Source organism: Pyxidicoccus caerfyrddinensis (assembly GCF_010894405.1).
Taxonomy (GTDB): domain Bacteria; phylum Myxococcota; class Myxococcia; order Myxococcales; family Myxococcaceae; genus Myxococcus; species Myxococcus caerfyrddinensis.
The window spans coordinates 817,002-834,188 of record NZ_JAAIYA010000001.1 but is presented as its reverse complement, the minus strand read 5'-3'; the positions used below and the strand labels follow the sequence as shown (position 1 = coordinate 834,188).

Genomic DNA, 17,187 nt, shown 5'->3' with positions numbered 1-17,187 from the left:
CCTGGGAGTGGGGCCGCATGCGTTTGGGGCGTCAGGCGGCGACGAAGTTCTTCCACTGCCGCAGGTAGTGGACGAAGCCTTCCGAGAGGCCCTCGCCCCGGAGCGTCTCGGGAGCGATGGGCACGCGGTTGAGTGCGTCGCCGCGGTGGACGCGCTCGGGCCAGTCGTGGTTGGCGATGGCGGAGCGGCCCAGGGCGACGGCGTCCGCGCCGAGGGCAAGCTGCGCTTCCGCCTCCTCGCGCGTCCAGATGGCGCCGGCGACGACGATGCGGACGTGGGCGGGGACGGCCGCGCGGAAGAGGGAGATGGCGTGAGCCTCGGGGCGCTTCTTCGTGTTGAGGGCGGAGCGCCAGAGGGACAGGTGGAGGACCTCCATGCCGTCGTCGGCGAGCATGCGGGCGACGTCGAGCGTCTCGTCCAGGTCGAGCCCCTTCGCCTGGCCGAAGTCCTCGGGGGACAGGCGAACGGCGAGGACCAGGGAGGGCGCGGCGCGGCGGACGGCGCGCACGGTTTCGCGGATGAGGCGCGAGCGGTTCTCCAGTGAGCCGCCCCAGCGGTCCTCGCGCTGGTTGTAGACGGTGCTGAGGAACTGGGAGAGCAGGTAGCCGTGGGCGCCGTGGAGCTCGACGGAGTCGAAGCCCGCGGTGGCGCAGCGGCGGGCCGCGTGGCCGAAGGCGTCGATGGCGCCCTGGATGTCGGCCTCGGTGCCGGCGCGGCAGGAAACCCCGTCCTCGGTGTGCGCGCTGGCGCTCCACTTCTCGGTGCCGCTGACGGCGGGGTCCGCGCGGAGTCCGCCGTGGAAGAGCTGGGCGGAGACGAGCGCGCCGCCCGAGTGCATGCGCGCGGCGAGCCGGGTGAGGCCGGGCAGCATGGCGTCATCGTGGACGCCCAGCTCACCCGGCCAGGCCTTGCCGTCCTGCGCGACGTGGGCGGCGCAGGTCTCGATGAGGCCGAAGCCCCCGTCGGCGCGGCTGGCGAGGAAGTGCAGCTCGTCGTCGGACAGCGTGCCGTCGGCGTGGCTCTGCATGTTCGTCAGCGGCGCGAGCCAGATGCGGTTGCGGGCGGTGACGTTCTTCCGGAGCTCGAGGGGGGTGAACAGCCCTGTCATGTCGTCGTTTCCTGGGGAGCGGTGAGGGCTCCGGGTCAGGCACCCCCGGAGAAGGAGGGAGGGACGGCCCTCTGCCAGAGCCAATAGAGCGCGACCCCGATGGACGCAACGGAAAGCACCAGCTCCACCCGGAGGGCGAAGCGGCTGCGGCGCAGCAGGAGGAGCAGGGGGAGTGCGACGAGGACGAGCGCGGCCTGCCCCAGCTCGACGCCCACGTTGAACCCGAACAGCGCCGCGGTCAGCTCGGAGCGAGACAGCTCGAGCTCGGCGAGGGCCGAGGCGAAGCCGAAGCCGTGGATGAGCCCGAAGCCGAAGGCGAGCATCCAGCGCTTGTCACCCTTCTTGCCGAACAGGTTGAGCACGGCCACGACGATGATGGACAGCGCGATGGCGCTCTCCACCCACCGCGACGGCAGCGACACCACCGACAGCGAGGCGAGGCCCAGGGTGATGGAGTGGGCCACCGTGAAGGAGGTGACCACCACCAGCAGCCTGCGCAGGGAGGCACCCGCCAGGAGCAGGCCCAGCAGGAAGACCAGGTGGTCGTAGCCCTTGAAGATGTGCTCGACGCCCATCCGGATGAAGCCGAGCAGGCCGTGCTCCTCCGCCTGTCCCTTGCGCGCGAAGGTGATGTCGGGGTGCGCGGCATCGAGGACCTGACGGCCTGGCTCTCCATCGATGTCGGCGACGACGATGAGGTTCTGGCCCTCGCCCTTGACGCGCTGGAGGTAGCCGAAGCGCTGCTTCAGCGGCCCCCCGGCGGGGCAGGTTGCCGCCGTGGAGAGGCGGAAGTTGCCGTCTCCCGGCTCGAGGTCCACGGGGAGCAGCTCACAGGGCTCGCCTCCCGCTGACAGCTCCGAGGCACCGAGAGTCGCCGCGAAGACCGCCGTCATCAGCTCCTCGGGAGGAAGGCGTTGCCAGTCCGGCCCGAGCAGCTCTTCGACCGAGTCCTTCCGAATCGTCAGCAGCTGAAGGACGCGGTCCTGCTCGACCTGAACGGTCAGCGTCGACATGTCGAGCGGATGGCCGGAGGCCGGCGCCGCGACGAGCGCCAGAAGGACAACCACCAGGAGCGAGCGCATGCGTCGCTACAAATACCTGTTTACGTGAAGGAGAGGAAACATGTTATTCGCGTTTTTCGATAATGAGTGAAAAGGGGAGTTTCACATGAAAAGCAGTTCTTGGTCTGCCTCCACCGTGGGGTGGTTGGCGGGGTGTCTCGCGCTGGGTTGTGGCCCTGTGGATGGGACGGACGAGGACCTTGAAGCGTCCCGGCAGCCCCTGACCTATGCGAGGACCACGGAGTTCGTCGCCACGCATGACGCCCGCATCAAGGAGCGGCTGCCGACGACGAACTACGGCACCTACTCTCCGATGTGCGCGCAGATCGAGTCTGGCGGCACGGATGAGTGGGTCGTCTTCAAGTTCAACACCACCGGGCTGGTGGCCCCCGTCTCGCGGGTGACGTTGCGGCTCTACCTCGGGACGGACGGCGGCACGCCGCACAACTTCCGCGTCTACAACAGCACCAACACGACCTGGGACGAGACGGTCACCTGGAACACGCGGCCCACGCCTGGGACGGCCTTCGTCACGGTACCCGGCGGTTCGGCCGACAACTCGTATTTCGACATCGACGTCACGCCACTCATCAATCCGGCGGTGCCCACGCAGACGCTCATCATCCGGCCGGTGGCGAGCACCGACACCAACGCCATCTGCCTGGTGGACCGGGCGAGCGCCACCATCCTCCAGGGCGAGAGCACCCAGCCCCGGCTGGTCGTCGACTACTTCGGCGCTGTCCCTTCTGCCGATGCGCTCGTGGACGAGGCCAACCCCAGCACCAACGCGGGCTCCGCCACCACGCTCGGGCTCGCGGCCACGGCCCCGGCCCGGCGGGCCTATCTCCAAGTGCCCATCTCCCGGCCCCTGCTCAATGACCTGCGCGGCATCCAGCTGCACGGCGCCTCCATCCCCAACGACGTGGCCAGCCCGCGCGGCCGGGTGATGCTGCGGCTGTATCCGACGACCACCGTGAGCGGCACGAGCGCGCTCGTCTACGCGCCCCTCTCGGGCACGCAGTGGACCTGGAGTGAGACGGGGTTGACCTGGGACAACCAGCCCGCGGGCACGGGGGCTCCGAACGCCACGGCCATCGCCAGCATCTCCAACACGGTGGCCGGCCGCTGGGTCGAAGTGGATGTCACCCAGGCCGTCACCCACGCCATCGCCTGGGCGGACACGCTGACGACGACGAAGCAGGACCTGTCACTCAACCTGCTGCTGGCCGGCGGTACGGGCACGTTCGCCTCGAAGGAGGACCCGAGCCTCAAGCCCATGCTGGTCTTCATCAGCGACCAGCTGCCGACGGTGAAGACCGACGGCATCTGCGGACGGGGCGAGGACTGCGCCAACAGCACCGCGGACTGCGGCGTCTGCGCCACGGGCACCAACCGCGGTGCCTACCTGCCCGTCTGGGGTGACCTGCACCGCCACGGCCTGGGCGATGGCGGAGATGGCTGGGATGGGACGCAGCTGCGGACCCACACCACCAACGTGCTCAACTACCTCAAGAACACAGAGAAGCTGGACTTCGTGGCGCTGTCCGAGCACGTCAACAACGATGGCTGGAAGAACGTGGCGGGCTTCGACCGGCAGGAGGAGTCCGTCGATGCCACGCGAGTGACGGAGCGTTTCATTCCCACGATGGGAATGGAGAACGGCACCGCCAATGGCGCGATTGAGAGCCACATGAAGTTCGACATCTCCAGCAAGGCGGCGGGCACCTGGTCCGCGGTCAAGCTGAGGATCAAGGTCCAGAACCCCTCGGCCAGTGGTCAATTCAAGGTCCGCCGGCAGATTCGCTGCGCCGGTGCCAATACCCTGAGCCCGGCCTGGTACAACATGGCCACCCCGGCCTGGGACGACCGCTGGAGCCGGTCCTGGGATGAGAAGAAGGACCTCTTCCCCGGCAATGCTCCCATCGACACCTGGTACGACATCGACGTCTCGGAGCTGCTGCTGACCAACGGCACGCTCTACACGAAGATGAGCGGAGACTGCTCGCCGGAGCCGGACACCCTGAGCAACGTGGTGCTGGCCATCACGGTGGGCACCGTCACCACGGATGCGCTGGGCTTCTACACGCGTGACAGCGGAGCCGCCAATGCGGCGCGGCTGGTGTTCTTCGTCGACGGCGTGGAGCAGGCAGGGCCCATCTCCACCAACGCGGACCAGCGCTTCGACAGCCGGGATTCCGGCGCCAGCAACTCGGGCAGTCATTCCAGCACCGAGCCGACCACGGGTATCGACCTCACCAACCTGACGACGGATGCAGGCAACTTCTCGATGGGGCACTTCAACGTCCTGTTCCCGGCCGTCGGCATCAACATGCAGACGTACAGCTGGACGAACGGGGTGACCCGGAAGTGGGGTGATGCGAAGCCAAACAACCGGGTGTATTACGACTATCTGGATGACACGGCCAATGACTGGCTCGGGCAGATCAACCACCCCTTCAGCATCGACTACCCGCTGGTGGACATGACGGTGTCGTCGACCGCCGTCGCCCGGATGGCCACCTATGAGCTGAGCGGTGGGAACCTGGAGAAGTGGACGAACACGGCCTACTACGCGAACTCCTGGCAGCCGAAGATCAACCGCTACCTCCAGTACGTCCGCTACGGGTGGCGGGTGGCTCCGGCGGCCAACTCGGATGCGCACTGCCACTGCTCGACGTCGCCGTGCACCATCACCGCGCACAACTGTCCTTCCACGCTGACCGGGACGCGGACCGGCATGTGGACCCTGGGGCGCAACTTCACGCACCTCAAGCAGGCGCTGTCACAGAAGCGGGCCTTCGCGGTGCAGAACGGTCCGGGGCTCGAGGACAAGAACGTCTACGTCGCGCTGCAGGCCACGCAGTCGTCCGGGTTCGACTCGAGCTGGTGGATGGGGAGCGTCCTGCCCAACCGCAATGCGTGGACGCTGACGGTGTTCGCCAGGAACTTCAACGACACCGGCACGCTGAAGATCAACAGGATCACCCTGCACGACGATGACGGGTACGGCGCCATTGCGACGCTGCAGTGCAACGCGATGTCTTCGTGCAGTGGTTCGTTCGACTACACGCCGTCCACCGCGAACAAGGCCGTGATTGCCGTGGCCGAGCTGTCGTCCGGCCACTACGTCGTCTCGGCCCCGATGTTCTTCTAAGGGGCTCGCGGCTCTCCGGAGGGGTGTGCCTCCTCCGGGGAGCGGCGTCAGAGAAGGACTGTGGAGTTGCTCCCTTCTCGCCGAGCTCGAGCCTGCTTCACGACGGCCGAAGTTCGCCGGCTGCATCCCTTCATGAGTAGCAGTTGCGTGCCCCGTCTCTCCTGCGGAGGATGAGGCACCATGGCTGACACGAAGCGCCGATATGGGGGCTGGATAGCGCTGGGCTTGCTCCTGCTGGGCGGAGTCCTGTGGTGGGCCACTGCTCGGAAGCCCGAAGCTCCTCCGGCCATGGTGACGGAGACGCCCGGAGCCACTCCAGCCCGCGCGCGCCCCGAGCCCTCCAGCACGCCACCGAAAGAGCCTCAGCAGGCCCAGGTCCTTCCCCCGACGCCGGCCCCGCTGCTCCGGCTGCCCTCGGCGCGGCGCACGGAGGCTCCCGCCAATGCGCCCGGGGCCTTCTCCGGTCGCGTGGTGTCCGCCACCACCGGTCAGGGTGTCCCGAGCGCCGAGCTGACCTTCGCCGGTCCCTCGGGCGCCGCGAGCACCCGCACGGATGAGGCGGGATCCTTCCGCTTCATGCCGGACCAGGAGGGACTCTGGCAGCTCGCCAGCATTCGCGCGGACGGCTTCCTGCCCTTCGGCCCGGACTGGGGGCAGAGCCCCGTCCGCCTCACGGCGCGTCCCGGCAGCGGCGTGGAGGGTCTGCTGCTGGCCCTCACCCCCGAGGAGTCCTGGACCGTCCGAGTCGAGGACCCCACCGGAAAGCCCCTCTCGGGCGCCCAGGTGCGGCTCCTCACCGGTCGCTCCGGGGAGACGGTGTTGTTCCCCACCAACGACGAGTTCACCACCGGCGCAGAAGGCGACATCCGCCTCCAGGCTCCCGAGGGCTCCACGGTCGAGGCCCGCCACCCGGGCCACGCTCCCGCGAGGGCTGAGCTGAGCTCGCGCCTCGCGGGCCGGCGCGCCGTGCTTCGGCTCAAGGCGGTGACCTCGACCGCCAGCGAAGTGCTCGCGGGCCGAGTCGTGGATGAGTCAGGCACAGCCATCGCCGGTGCCGGTGTCCGCGCCACGAAACCCCGCGGCACGAGCCTGCCCGGCGCCGAAGATGGCAGCGCCCCCGTGGCCGAGACGCTGTCGGACGCGGACGGGCGCTTCCTCCTGGAGCGGCTCCCTCCGGGCCGCTACGACGTGTTCGCCGAAGTCCTCGGACGCGTGAGCGCGACCGTCCCGAAAGTCGAGGCTGGCCGCCGTGACCTCACGCTCACCCTGACCCGAGGCGCCCGCCTCACCGGCCGCGTGCGCGATGAGCGCGGCGCTCCCGTCGCTTCCTTCCAGCTCGAGCTGCAGCTCCATCGCGGCCCCCTGGAGCGGGAGTTCGGCTCGACGCTCACCGTGGTGGACCCGGAGGGCCGCTTCGCCGTGGAAGGGCTCGCTCCCGGCACCTATACCCTGCGGGTTGGCTCCTACGGGCTCGCCCCCGCCGCCCCCACGGTGACGGTGCCGCCGGATGCCGCGGACGTCGGCCCCGTGGACATCACCCTGCAGCCCGGCGCCCGGCTGGAAGGGCAGGTCGTGAAGCGCGGAGGCGGCGGGCCCATCGCCGGAGCCCGCGTGCAGGTGGAGGGCGGCGTCTACGGCGCGTCACTGTCCACGGTGTTCGACGCCATGACCGACACCTCCGGCCGCTTCACGTTGGACGGGCTGGCCCCGGGGACGCTGAGCCTGTCCGTGAGCGCGCAAGGCCATGACACGCGCATCGTGGACCGGGTGGCTGTCGGGCCGGGCGCACCGCCCCTGCCGCCCATCGATTTGAACCCCGTGGCCGACGGTGGAGTCGAGCGCTCGGAGATGTTGGGCATTGGTGCGGTGCTGGGCGCGCGCGACGACGCGCTGGTGATGGGGCAGATCATCCCTGGCGGCGGCGCGCACGAGGCGGGACTGCAACCCGGGGATTCCATCGTGAGCATCGACGGGACGAAGGTGGTGGAGATGGACTTCGCCTCGGCGGTGCAGGCCATTCGCGGCCCCGAGGGCAGCCGCGTCCTGCTGGGTATCCGGCGCGCGGGGCGCTCCGACGTCGAGGACGTCTGGGTCGTCCGGAGGAAGATCCAGGTCTAGGCCCACCCAGCGCCTTCGACGGTGGGTGGCTGGACGCCTGGTACCCTGGCGGCTATGTCCGGCACGCGGCGCTTCCCGGGCTCCCCGGTGGAAGGTTACCGTTCGCGCCCCCTTGCCCCTCCGAGGAGTGTCAGTGAGCTCGTCCCGCACCGCCCCCGACTTCGACCTGGCCTCCGTGGATGTGGAGGGCTTCCACCGCGAGCTGAAGGCGCTTCGCGAGCAGGTGGATGCGTCGCTCGGCGAGGCGGACGCGGCGCACCTGCGGAAGATCGAGCGGTGGGGCAGGGCGGCCACGCTGCTCGGCGTGGCGACGTGCTGGCTCGCCCCCAACCCGTTCAGCGCCGTGGCGCTCAGCCTGGGCCGCTCCACGCGGTGGCTGCTGATGCACCACGTGGGGCATCGCGGGTACGACCGCGTCCCGGGCTTGCCCGCGTCGCGCACCGGCAAGGGCTTCGCGAAGGGCGGGCGCCGCTTCCTCGACTGGCTCGACTGGATGCTGCCCGAGGCCTGGAAGTTCGAGCACAACGTCCTCCACCACTCGCACACCGGTGAGGACGCGGACCCGGACCTGCTGGAGCGCAACGCGGAAGGCACGCTGCGCAACCCGAGCCGCCCGCTCGCGTTCCGCTACGTCCAGCTCACGCTGCTCGCGCTCACCTGGCGCGCCAGCTACTACGCGCCCGAGACGCTGAGCTCGCTGCGCCGCAAGGGCCGGCGCAAGGGCGGCTCGCTCACGAGCGCGGAGCTGAAGGAGCTGGTGCTCCACTGCTACCTGCCGTACGCCGCCATCAACTTCGTCCTCTTCCCCGCCTTGTTCCTCATCATCGGTCCGTGGGCGGCCTTCAGCGCGCTGTGCAACTCGGTGATGGCGGACGTGCTCACCAGCCTGCACACGTTCCTCGTGGTGGGGCCCAACCACACCGGCGAGGACCTGTACCGCTTCGACGAGGCCCCGGAGAATCGCGGCGCGCGCTTCGTGCAGCAGGTGATTGGCAGCGCCAACTACCGGACCGGCGGCGACCTGAACGACTTCGCCCACCTGTGGCTCAACTATCAAATCGAGCACCACATCTGGCCGGACCTGCCCATGCTCAAGTACCGCGAGGTGCAGCCGAAGGTGCGCGCCCTCTGCGAGAAGTACGGCGTGCCCTACGTCCAGGAGAGCGTCTGGACGCGCGCCCGGAAGATGGTGGACGTCGTCGTCGGCAAGAGCTCCATGCGCCGCCTCTCGCCGCGCAAGGCCGAGGCAGAGGGCGTCGCGCCCGACAGCGCTTCGGCCACCGCGGCCTGAGCCTCCGTCTCACGAGGCCCAGGCGTCAGGGATCGAAGTACGTACAGGCGCGCAGGGCCGCGAGAGGGGAGAGCGTTTCGCCCGCGGCGGCTTCGAGCCGCGCGAGCTTCGCTCCCTGCGGCATCGCCCCACCGCACACGCTCCCGCACTCGCGCTCCGCCGCTTCCACGCGCTCGCACCAGGTCTCCAGTGCAGGCACGGGGGAGAGATGGCGCGGCAACCGGCGGCCCAGGGGGGAGAGCTTCCGCGTCCCGGAGGGCGGCGGACCCAGCGGCTCCGTGGCGGCGCCGATACAGCGGTGCTGGAGCCGGACCTCCACGAGGCAGGCCCGTGCCGCGTCGGCCGGGATGCCGGTGGAGTCCTCCCATTCGGCCATGCCGGCGGCGGCGGCGGCGCGCACGCGTGCATCCGGGGACTGGAGCACGCCCGCCAGTACCCGCGCCTTCTCGTCGGGGCCGAGGAACAGTGACGCCACGTGGCGCACGCGCTCGACGGGAGGCTGGCCGCGCAGCGCTTCGCTCATGAGCACGGGAATGGCGTCCTCCTCCATCGTCCCGTGCCGCGTCCCATTTCCCCGGAGCAGGAAGTCGAGCATCGCGTCGCGGCCTCCCATGCGGCTCACATTGCGCGGTGCGAGCAGCCTCCGGACGACCGCCGCGTTGATGTTGAGGGCCTCGAGCAGTTTCGGCTCGCGGTCCACGACCCAGTCCACCAGCGCCTCGGCACGCGAGGGCACGTCCAACCCCAGCTCGTTGATCATCCAGCGCAGCTTCTCCGCGGGCAGGGGCTCCAGGGCTTCCATCAGCTCGTGAGGTGGCAGGGTGGCGGTGTGCCGCTGCAACACCAGCACCGTGCTGCCCTGGCATCTCTCGTGGGTGCGCGCGATTTCCCTCAGGCGCGCGCCCGTGAGCTGGAGCGCGTCGGCATCGGCGAGCTGCTCGCACGGTGCGGACTCCGCCCAGGCGCGGAAGGCCCCGAGGCTCGCGGGGCCCTGGCCCTGCACCTCGTTGAGCAGGTCCAGCGGCGCGGCCAGGGACGGATGCTCCGTGCGAGCCACGTCGAACAGCGCGAGCACCACGGGCCAGCGCGGGAGGTCCACCAGGCGCGACAGGCCCGGCCAGCGCCCCTGCAGTGCCTCGTTGACCTCCCCTGCGCTCGGAGGCGAGAGGCCCACGACCTCGGTGAGCAGCCGCCGCCGTGCGTCCGGAGCCTGCGCCCGGAGCAGCCTGGCCACCAGGGGGGCGTGGGCCGCGAACAGTGCGTCGCGCCCGGGCAGCTCGGCGCTGTTCGCCAGGGCCAGCAGCGTCAGGCAGTTCGCTCCCGGGCACACGGCATCGAAGCGTGCGAACACCCGAGGCAGCGCCGCGCGCAGCCCCTCGGCTTGACACCGCGGAGCGAGCACCGCGTTCACCAGCTCTCCCTGGCGCTCCAGCGTCGTCGCGGCGGCGAGGCGCAGCTCGCGCGTGGCCAGCAGGCCGCAGAGGTTCATGGCGGGAGAGGGCGGCTCCAGCGGCACAAGCTCTCGCGCAGTGGGGTGGGCGGCGTACTCCTTTCGTGCCACGCCGACGCCCGCCTTCGCCAGCGCCGCCAGTTCCTGGAGCGCCGTCATACAGGGATGGCCCTCGGCATAGGGACCGTCCATGCAGTCCTTCTCCGTAACGATGTCGTGGTAGCGCCAGAGAGGGTCGGCCTGCTTCCTCCAGGCGTCGCAGTCGGGCATCCGGACGGGAGCCCCCGTTCCCGTGCGGGTGATGGTGCCGCTCGCGTCCACCCCGTAGCGCAGTCCTGCCACGCCCGGCCCCACGCCGCTCGCCTCGGCCTTCAACACGTCCGGGGACGGGCCCGCCTCCAGCACCGTGAAGACGAACCCGCAGCCCCCCACGGAGGCGGGCTCCGACACGGGCGGGCGCGTCCCGTCATGACAGGGGGAGGGGAGGAAGCCGACCTGCGCGGGGAGTCCGTAGCGGTCCTTCTCAGCGAAGTATGCGCGCTCCGACGCGTGCAGCCACATGAGCCCGCACACGGCTTCGTGCGTGGAGTGTGACGGGGCCGGCGAGGCCGCCGTCAGCGTGAGAAGCACCCAACCTGCCACCGTCACCATGACTGCCTTTCCCTATCGGGTCCGCGCACCCGCGCGCATTCGCTCAAGCGCGGCGATTGCGCGCGGTGGCCGCGGGCCGGTCCAGCGCCGACTCCGCGGAAGGGGACGGGCCTTCGTGACGGACTGCCTGCACGTCCACGACGCGGGAGCCGTCCGGCGGCACCGGTGGCCCGAGCGTCACCACCAGCACCCGGTAGGCCTCCTCCAGCCGCTTGTGCAGCTTGGTGAAGATCTGCTGCGCGGTGCCGGGCATGTCCTCGGTGTACGTGAAGTACCAGCGCAGCTCGTCCAGGCGCTCGTAGAAGTGGTCCACCACCGCCTGCTCCTGCTCAGGCAGCTGGATGAGGTGCTCGAAGGCGCCGCTGGCGTAGCGCGAGGCGATGGTGCCCAGCAGCGGCTCGCGGCTGCGCAGTCGCGAGAAGAGGGCGAACATCTCGTCACGCCGCGCATCCAGCCGGCGCATGACGCCGGCCGCGTCCATCGCGAGCAGGTTGCGGACGCGAGCGGCCATCTCCTCGGCCTTCTTGCGACGAGCCATGGGCCGTGAGCCTACCCCCGCCCTGGCCCCTGGACCAACCACGTGGCGGTGTCAGGGGCTGCGCGTCAGTACACGCGCAGCAGGCGGGCCTGGCACACGAAGCGCGGGTTGCGGAAGTCGATGACCTCGATTTCTCCCGTGGTCTCCTCGAAGCGGCCGGCGAGCAGCCCGGCGGCGAGCGCCGCGGCCATGTAGAGGCTGTCCTGCGTCTTGAGGTCCTTGAGCTTGCGGAGGTAGACGACCCGGCCCTCCACGGACCAGAGCGTGTGGATGCCGTCCAGGCGCACGCCCCGGGCGCCATCGGGCGGAGGCCCGAGCTTCACCAGCGCAGGCGGCACGCCGTTGAGGACATAGGCGTCGTAGCCCGGGTTGCCGCTCGTCGACACGAGCCTCGCGTCGCGCAGCGAACCGTCGGGTCCCTGGTGCAATTCGAGGGTGACGACGAGCTTCTTGCCCCCGCCGCCCGCGAGCTTCTGCATCTCCTCGCCGGCCTGGACGCGCCCGCGCAGGTACTCCATCCAATCGTCTCCGCGCTCCTGCAGGGCCTTGAGGTGCTCGGCGACAGTGGGCGGCATGGGGGCCGGGCCCGTGCCAGGATTTCCCGTCGCGCCGAACCTGCCGGCCTGGGGGGCCCATGACGTCGTGGCCTGCTCCAGCAGGCTGGTGCCGTCGAAGACGGGCGCGTCCTCCAGCGACTTCTCGAGCGATTCACGAAGCCGGCTGAAGTACGAGTCGATCAGCCCGTTGTCCACGCGGAGCTCCGCCTGGTCGTCTTCGATGAAGCCCTTCACGCGCCCGTGGACGCGGCCTCGCTCCTGGGCGGCGAGCAGCTCGGGGGCCAGGCTCGGGTCTCCCGGGCGCAACGTGCGGCCGCTCTGGAGCTTCGGGCCCGCGAGGGGCGGGCCTCCGGGAATCAGCGACGGTGGCAACGGATACATGGAACCGTCCGCCGCGCGGGGGCGGCTCGGTGCGTCGGGCGGCGCTCCGGTGGACCCGGCGATGGCGGAGGGCTCGGGTGCCGGGCCTGTCGGTGCCTCGGACGGTGGTTGCCCCGATGCTTCACCTGTGGAGGGTGGGGGCTCCGTCGGGTCGTCAGACTCGGAGGGGGAAGGGGCCTGACCGGCCTCCACCGGCGGCGCATCTCGGGGGAGCGGTTCGCTTCGCGGCGGAGGCTTGGGTGCAGGAGGCTCGCGACGTCGCGGCGGTGGCTTCGCGAGCGGCTCTTCGTGTGAGGGCGTGGGCTTCTCGGGCGGCGCGGCCTTCGGGCGGGTGACGATCTCCACGACGAGCGGGGGCTGGGGGGATGGACGTGTGGCCGGAGCCGCCGGGGGCGCCACCTTCCAGAGGAGGGCCAGGAGCGCCAGGTGGATGGCGAGTGAGACGAGGGCGGCCCACCCGAAGCGTTGAAAGCGCCGCATTGCTACTCCCACGCTCCCTGGAGCATCGCCTCGGCCCCGGCTGCGGTGGGGCTTCGCGCCGGCCCTGCGCTGCTCGCGAGCATACCCGTGGGGCGTCTTCCACGGAGGCTACGGCTGATGCGCCGCGACATTGCGTGGAGTCCCCGCCATTTCCCCAGGAGGTGTGCGTGCATTGTCGGACGCTTCGCCACGCGCCGGAGCGTGCCACCGACGCGAAGAGAAGACCTCGGCCGCAGGCCCGAGAGGGCACCTCGTCCTCGCGAGGGAGGGCCCTCCGCCTCGCGACCTACGACCCGGGACGGATGGGAATCACGGCCGCGGGAAACGGGGGCGATGACATCTGGAGTATCGTGCCCGGAGCTTCTCACCGTGCATGGGCGAATCCCGCCCGGGATGAATCGGGGCCGCGATGGACTTCCGGAAGGTGAGCGACACGAAGCTGGAGCTGCTGCCGGACCAGGTGCGGCGGCTCGTCGCGGAGGCGTGGACGTTCCGCAGGCAGGTGGAGCTGGACGCGGAGCTGCGCTTCGCCCGGCTGGCGGAGCGGCTCGCGGGGCTCGGTGCTCCCGAGCCGCTCGTCTCGCTCGCCCGTCGCGCGGCGGAGGACGAGCGACGCCACGCGGGCATGTGTGAGCGGCTCGCGCGGGAGTACGGCCAGGCGGAGATGCCTCCCGTTCCGCAGGCTGTGGAGGAGGTGGCGCCGCCCGCGCTGCCGCTGCGCGAGCAGGTGCTCTACGAGGTGGTCGCCGCCTGCTGCATCACCGAGACGGAGAGCACGGCGGTGCTGACGACGCTGCTGGTTCCGGACGGGCCGCCCCGGGTGCGCGCGGTGCTGCGCGACATCCTCCGGGACGAGGTGGCGCACAGCCGGCTGGGCTGGGCGTGGCTGTCACACGAGCACGAGCGGGGGCCGGTGGGCTTCCTGGCGGGCCATGTGCCGGCGATGCTGGAGGGCACTGCGTCGCCGCGCCTCTTCGCACCGGGGAGCCCGGAGGAGGAGAGCCTCGCGTTGCTGAAGCACGGGGTGCTGCCGCATGCGCGCAAGCGGGAGACCTTCGTGAAGGCCTTGCAGGACGTGGTCTTCCCGGGACTGGAACGCTTCGGAGTGGACACCGCGCCGGCGCGGGCGTGGGTGGAGCGACGGAGCGCCGCGGGAGCGTAGCGGGCATGGCCGTTGGCCCTGTAGCGTGGGCGCATGGTGCTCAAGATCATCCAGGCAGGGGAGCCGGTGCTGCGGCAGAAGGCGCGGGATTTGACTCCAGAGGAGATTGCCAGTCCCGAGGTGCAGCGCCTCATCGGGCTGATGCGGGACACGATGCGGGACGCGCCCGGCGTGGGGCTCGCGGCGCCGCAGGTGGGTGTGGGCCTGCGCCTGGTGGTGGTGGAGGACCGGGCGGAGTACCAAGCTGGCGTGTCCCCCGCGGACCTGGCATCTCGCGAGCGGGCTCCGGTGGCGTTCCACGTGCTCATCAACCCGAAGCTCGTGGTGGAGGACCCGACGCCCGCGGAGTTCCACGAAGGCTGCCTGAGCGTGAGCGGCTTCGCGGCGTTGGTGGCGAGGGCGCGAGGCGTGCGCGTGGAGGCGCTGAACGAGCACGGCCAGCCGGTGACGGTGAGCGCGAAGGGCTGGTATGCGCGCATCCTCCAGCACGAGCTGGATCACCTGGATGGCACGCTCTACATCGACCGGATGGAGTCGCGGAGCTTCACCACGGCGGACAACCACCGCCGCCATCAGGCGGGACGCAGCACCGCGGAGCTTCGCGCGGCGCTCGGGTTGCCTGAGCGGAAGGGGTAGGGCTTCAGGCCTCGCTCCATCCGCAGCTCGGCTGGGAGTCTGAAGTGCGCCGCGTACGTGGCATCCGGCCGCGTTGCCCCGTGAAGCGTCGGCCGATCGAACGAGCCAGGGGTGCCGCAACCGACCATGAATTCCACCACGCGCATCTTCTACCGGGGCGTCGCCATTCTGGCCGATGCCGCGAGCTTCAAGGCACTTGGCGGCCCCTATTCCAGCGACGGCAGGCACGTGTATCTGCGGGCCGCCCCGCTCGTCGATGCCGATGCCACGTCATTTGTCTTCCTGGCTGGGAGCGACAGGCCCTTCGGCGCTGCCTACGGCCGAGATGCTCGCAGTGTGTTCTTTGGCGAAAGCCGCATTGACGGCGCCGATGCCCCGACCTTCGTCGTCGTCGACCCGGCGGCTGGCCTCTCGCGCGATGCGGCGCGCGTCTATCAGCGAACCGAGCCACTTCCGGTGCAGCCCGCGAACGTGGAACGCTTTCGCGTGCTCGCCGGTCCCTACGCCACCGATGGCGACCTCGTGTACCTGTCTCGGCCTGGGCTCCAGGTCATCTCCACCCAGGTCTCGCGATTTCGAGTCCTCGACGAACACTACGCAGTGAACGGCGACGAACTGCTGTTCGAGGGAGAGGGCGTCGAGGGATTCGACGTCAAGCATGCCCGTCTGCTCGCGCCGGGGTTGGTCACCGACGGCTCGTATCTCTACGCCGGTGCCTCCCGTCTCGACGACATCGACGCCGCGACGTTCCAGGTTCTCACGCCCCCCACCGGGGCCCTGTCGTCATACTTCGCGCGCGACCGGGACCGGGTGTTCTGGTTCATTCAGAGCGAGCCCAACGCCATCGAAACCGAAAGGGTCGGAGAATTCGTGGCCCTCGATGGGCGCTATGCCCACGACGGGTACACCGTCTTCTATTGCTCGCGGCCCGTCGAAGGCGCCGATGCCAGCTCTCTGGAGAGCCTCGGTCACGACTTCGCCAAGGACGCCGAGCAGGTCTTCCACGAGGGCTCCACCGTCGACGGCCACGCGGCCTCGTTTCGACACGTCGCCCACCACGATGGCGTGACTTTCCTGGCGGACCTCGCGCACGTCTATCGCGAGGAGCGGCAGTTCAGCGACCACACCGATTGGTCGAGTTACGAAATGCTGCCGGGGGCCGACCCCGCGTCGTTCACGGCGTTCTCCGCGGCATTCTCGCGCGACGCGAAGACCGTGTTTCTCAACGGCGCTCCGCTGCCAGGGGTGGACACCGCGCGCTTCAGACCTCTCGGTGAGGGTGCATTCACTGATGGCCAGCGCATCTGGTTTCACAAGGAACTGCACGGCGTGATGCCGTCGACGTTCGCACTGGTGGGGGGAGGGTATGCCAGGGTCGAAGTGCAGGACTTGGGGGCCTTGCGCTGCTTGGGACATGGGTACGCCGCGAACGACGTGCTGGTGTACTTCCACGGCTCGGTCGTCGCTGGCGCCGACCCTGCGTCATTTCAGTCACTCGGCCATGGCTTCGCCCGTGATGGGAAACGCGCATATTCCTACGTGCTGGCCACCGAGAGTCTCAAGATGCCGTCGTATGAACCCTGCGGTGGCGTGCTGCCCGACGCCGACGCCGCGAGCTTTCGCGTCATCGGCCGCTTTCACGCCACCGATGGGCGGCGAGTCTTCTGGCGGAGCCTGGAGCTCGAGGGACTGTCCGGCGCTGACGTGCGTGTCTTGAGCGACATGTACGCGACCGATGGCACCCGACTGTTCTGCCAGGGGCAGCTCATGACAGACGTTGACGTCGCCAGCTTCGAAGTCCTGCCGGGTGACTACGTCGATCGCTACTCACACACTATCGGGCAACCGCATGGCGGCTACGGCAGGGACCGTCTCCGGCTCTTCCTGGGCGCGTCCTCCTTTCAGAAGCCTCAGCGCTACTTCTCTGACGAACAACGACAGCGCTTGAACGCGCTCTCTTCGGCCCGACTCCGGGCGCTCGACGCGTACTTCGGCACCGATGGCAGCCAGGTGCTTTGCTTCCGCGACTGTCATGTGCTGGCGGCCGACGCGCACAGCTTCGAGCCCCTGGGCCATGGCTTTGCTCGGGACGCGCACCGCGTCTACTACGGCAGTCATCCGCTGCGAGACGCCGATGTTCGCACCTTCGAGGTGCTCTCAGAGGGGTACGCGCGCGACGCGCAACGTGTCTTCTATTCTGGCCAGGCGCTGGCCGACGTTGCTCCATCCGCATTCCGAACGCTGGGCGGCGGGTGCGCCACCGACGGCGAATCCGTCTACCGCGGCATGAACCGTCTCGACGGTGCCGATGTGGAGACGTTCGAAGTTCTCGCCAGGCATGGCCTTGCACGCGATGCCACCCACGTCTGGTCGCTCTCGTACGGCTTCGCGCCCTTCACGCTGGGTGGGAATGGTGCGCTCGAGGTCCTGGGCGAGGGCTACCTGCGGGTGAATGGCGTCTTGCGCTGGCGCGACCAGGAGCTGGAGGCCGAGCGCGCGACCTTCGAAGTGCTTCAAGACGGCTACGCGCGCGACGCGCACCACGGGTTCTTCCAAGGTCAGGTGCTCGGCTCGACCTGAAGACAGGTGAGCACCCCGGG

11 protein-coding genes are annotated in these 17,187 nt (G+C 69.8%); 6 read left to right on the top strand and 5 right to left on the bottom strand.

Going from position 1 to position 17,187, the window contains the following annotated elements; translation table 11 throughout:
- Positions 1-31: 31 nt before the first annotated feature.
- Together G4D86_RS03075 and G4D86_RS03070 are read right to left on the bottom strand one after the other, a co-directional pair.
- Complete coding sequence (locus tag G4D86_RS03075; RefSeq protein WP_163989148.1) at positions 32-1,108, bottom strand: NADH:flavin oxidoreductase; 1,077 nt, start codon at positions 1,106-1,108, stop codon at positions 32-34.
- Positions 1,109-1,143: 35 nt separating this feature from the next.
- A complete protein-coding gene (locus G4D86_RS03070; RefSeq protein WP_163989146.1) occupies positions 1,144-2,190 on the bottom strand; it encodes a HupE/UreJ family protein in 1,047 nt (348 codons plus the stop codon).
- Between the two features lie 85 nt (positions 2,191-2,275).
- Between G4D86_RS03070 and G4D86_RS03065 the strand changes: the two genes are divergently transcribed.
- The 3 genes from G4D86_RS03065 to G4D86_RS03055 all read left to right on the top strand — a co-directional run bounded on the left by G4D86_RS03065 (position 2,276) and on the right by G4D86_RS03055 (position 8,732).
- Positions 2,276-5,323, top strand: a complete 3,048-nt coding sequence (locus tag G4D86_RS03065; protein ID WP_163989144.1) for a CBM96 family carbohydrate-binding protein — start codon at positions 2,276-2,278, stop codon at positions 5,321-5,323.
- Between the two features lie 180 nt (positions 5,324-5,503).
- Positions 5,504-7,441, top strand: a complete 1,938-nt coding sequence (locus G4D86_RS03060) for a carboxypeptidase regulatory-like domain-containing protein (protein WP_163989142.1) — start codon at positions 5,504-5,506, stop codon at positions 7,439-7,441.
- Positions 7,442-7,574: 133 nt separating this feature from the next.
- Positions 7,575-8,732, top strand: coding sequence for a fatty acid desaturase family protein (locus G4D86_RS03055; RefSeq protein ID WP_163989140.1), 1,158 nt, complete (start codon positions 7,575-7,577; stop codon positions 8,730-8,732).
- A 25-nt stretch (positions 8,733-8,757) separates the two neighbouring features.
- On the opposite strand, the gene G4D86_RS03050 is transcribed toward G4D86_RS03055, so the two are convergent.
- The 3 genes from G4D86_RS03050 to G4D86_RS03040 all read right to left on the bottom strand — a co-directional run bounded on the left by G4D86_RS03050 (position 8,758) and on the right by G4D86_RS03040 (position 12,309).
- Positions 8,758-10,833 (bottom strand): hypothetical protein, encoded by a 2,076-nt coding sequence (locus G4D86_RS03050; protein WP_163989138.1) that lies wholly within the window; start codon positions 10,831-10,833, stop codon positions 8,758-8,760.
- A 43-nt stretch (positions 10,834-10,876) separates the two neighbouring features.
- A complete protein-coding gene (locus G4D86_RS03045; RefSeq protein WP_163989136.1) occupies positions 10,877-11,371 on the bottom strand; it encodes a hypothetical protein in 495 nt (164 codons plus the stop codon).
- Positions 11,372-11,436: 65 nt separating this feature from the next.
- Complete coding sequence (locus tag G4D86_RS03040) at positions 11,437-12,309, bottom strand: TonB C-terminal domain-containing protein (RefSeq protein WP_240360006.1); 873 nt, start codon at positions 12,307-12,309, stop codon at positions 11,437-11,439.
- A gap of 889 nt (positions 12,310-13,198) precedes the next feature.
- On the opposite strand from G4D86_RS03040, the gene G4D86_RS03035 reads away from it, so the two are divergent.
- The 3 genes from G4D86_RS03035 to G4D86_RS03025 all read left to right on the top strand — a co-directional run bounded on the left by G4D86_RS03035 (position 13,199) and on the right by G4D86_RS03025 (position 17,167).
- Positions 13,199-13,951, top strand: coding sequence for a ferritin-like domain-containing protein (locus G4D86_RS03035; protein WP_163989134.1), 753 nt, complete (start codon positions 13,199-13,201; stop codon positions 13,949-13,951).
- 33 nt (positions 13,952-13,984) lie between these two features.
- Complete coding sequence (def, locus tag G4D86_RS03030) at positions 13,985-14,587, top strand: peptide deformylase (RefSeq protein ID WP_163989131.1); 603 nt, start codon at positions 13,985-13,987, stop codon at positions 14,585-14,587.
- Between the two features lie 126 nt (positions 14,588-14,713).
- Positions 14,714-17,167: a DKNYY domain-containing protein gene (locus G4D86_RS03025; protein ID WP_163989128.1), complete on the top strand. Its 2,454-nt coding sequence runs from the start codon at positions 14,714-14,716 to the stop codon at positions 17,165-17,167.
- Positions 17,168-17,187 lie beyond the last annotated feature (20 nt).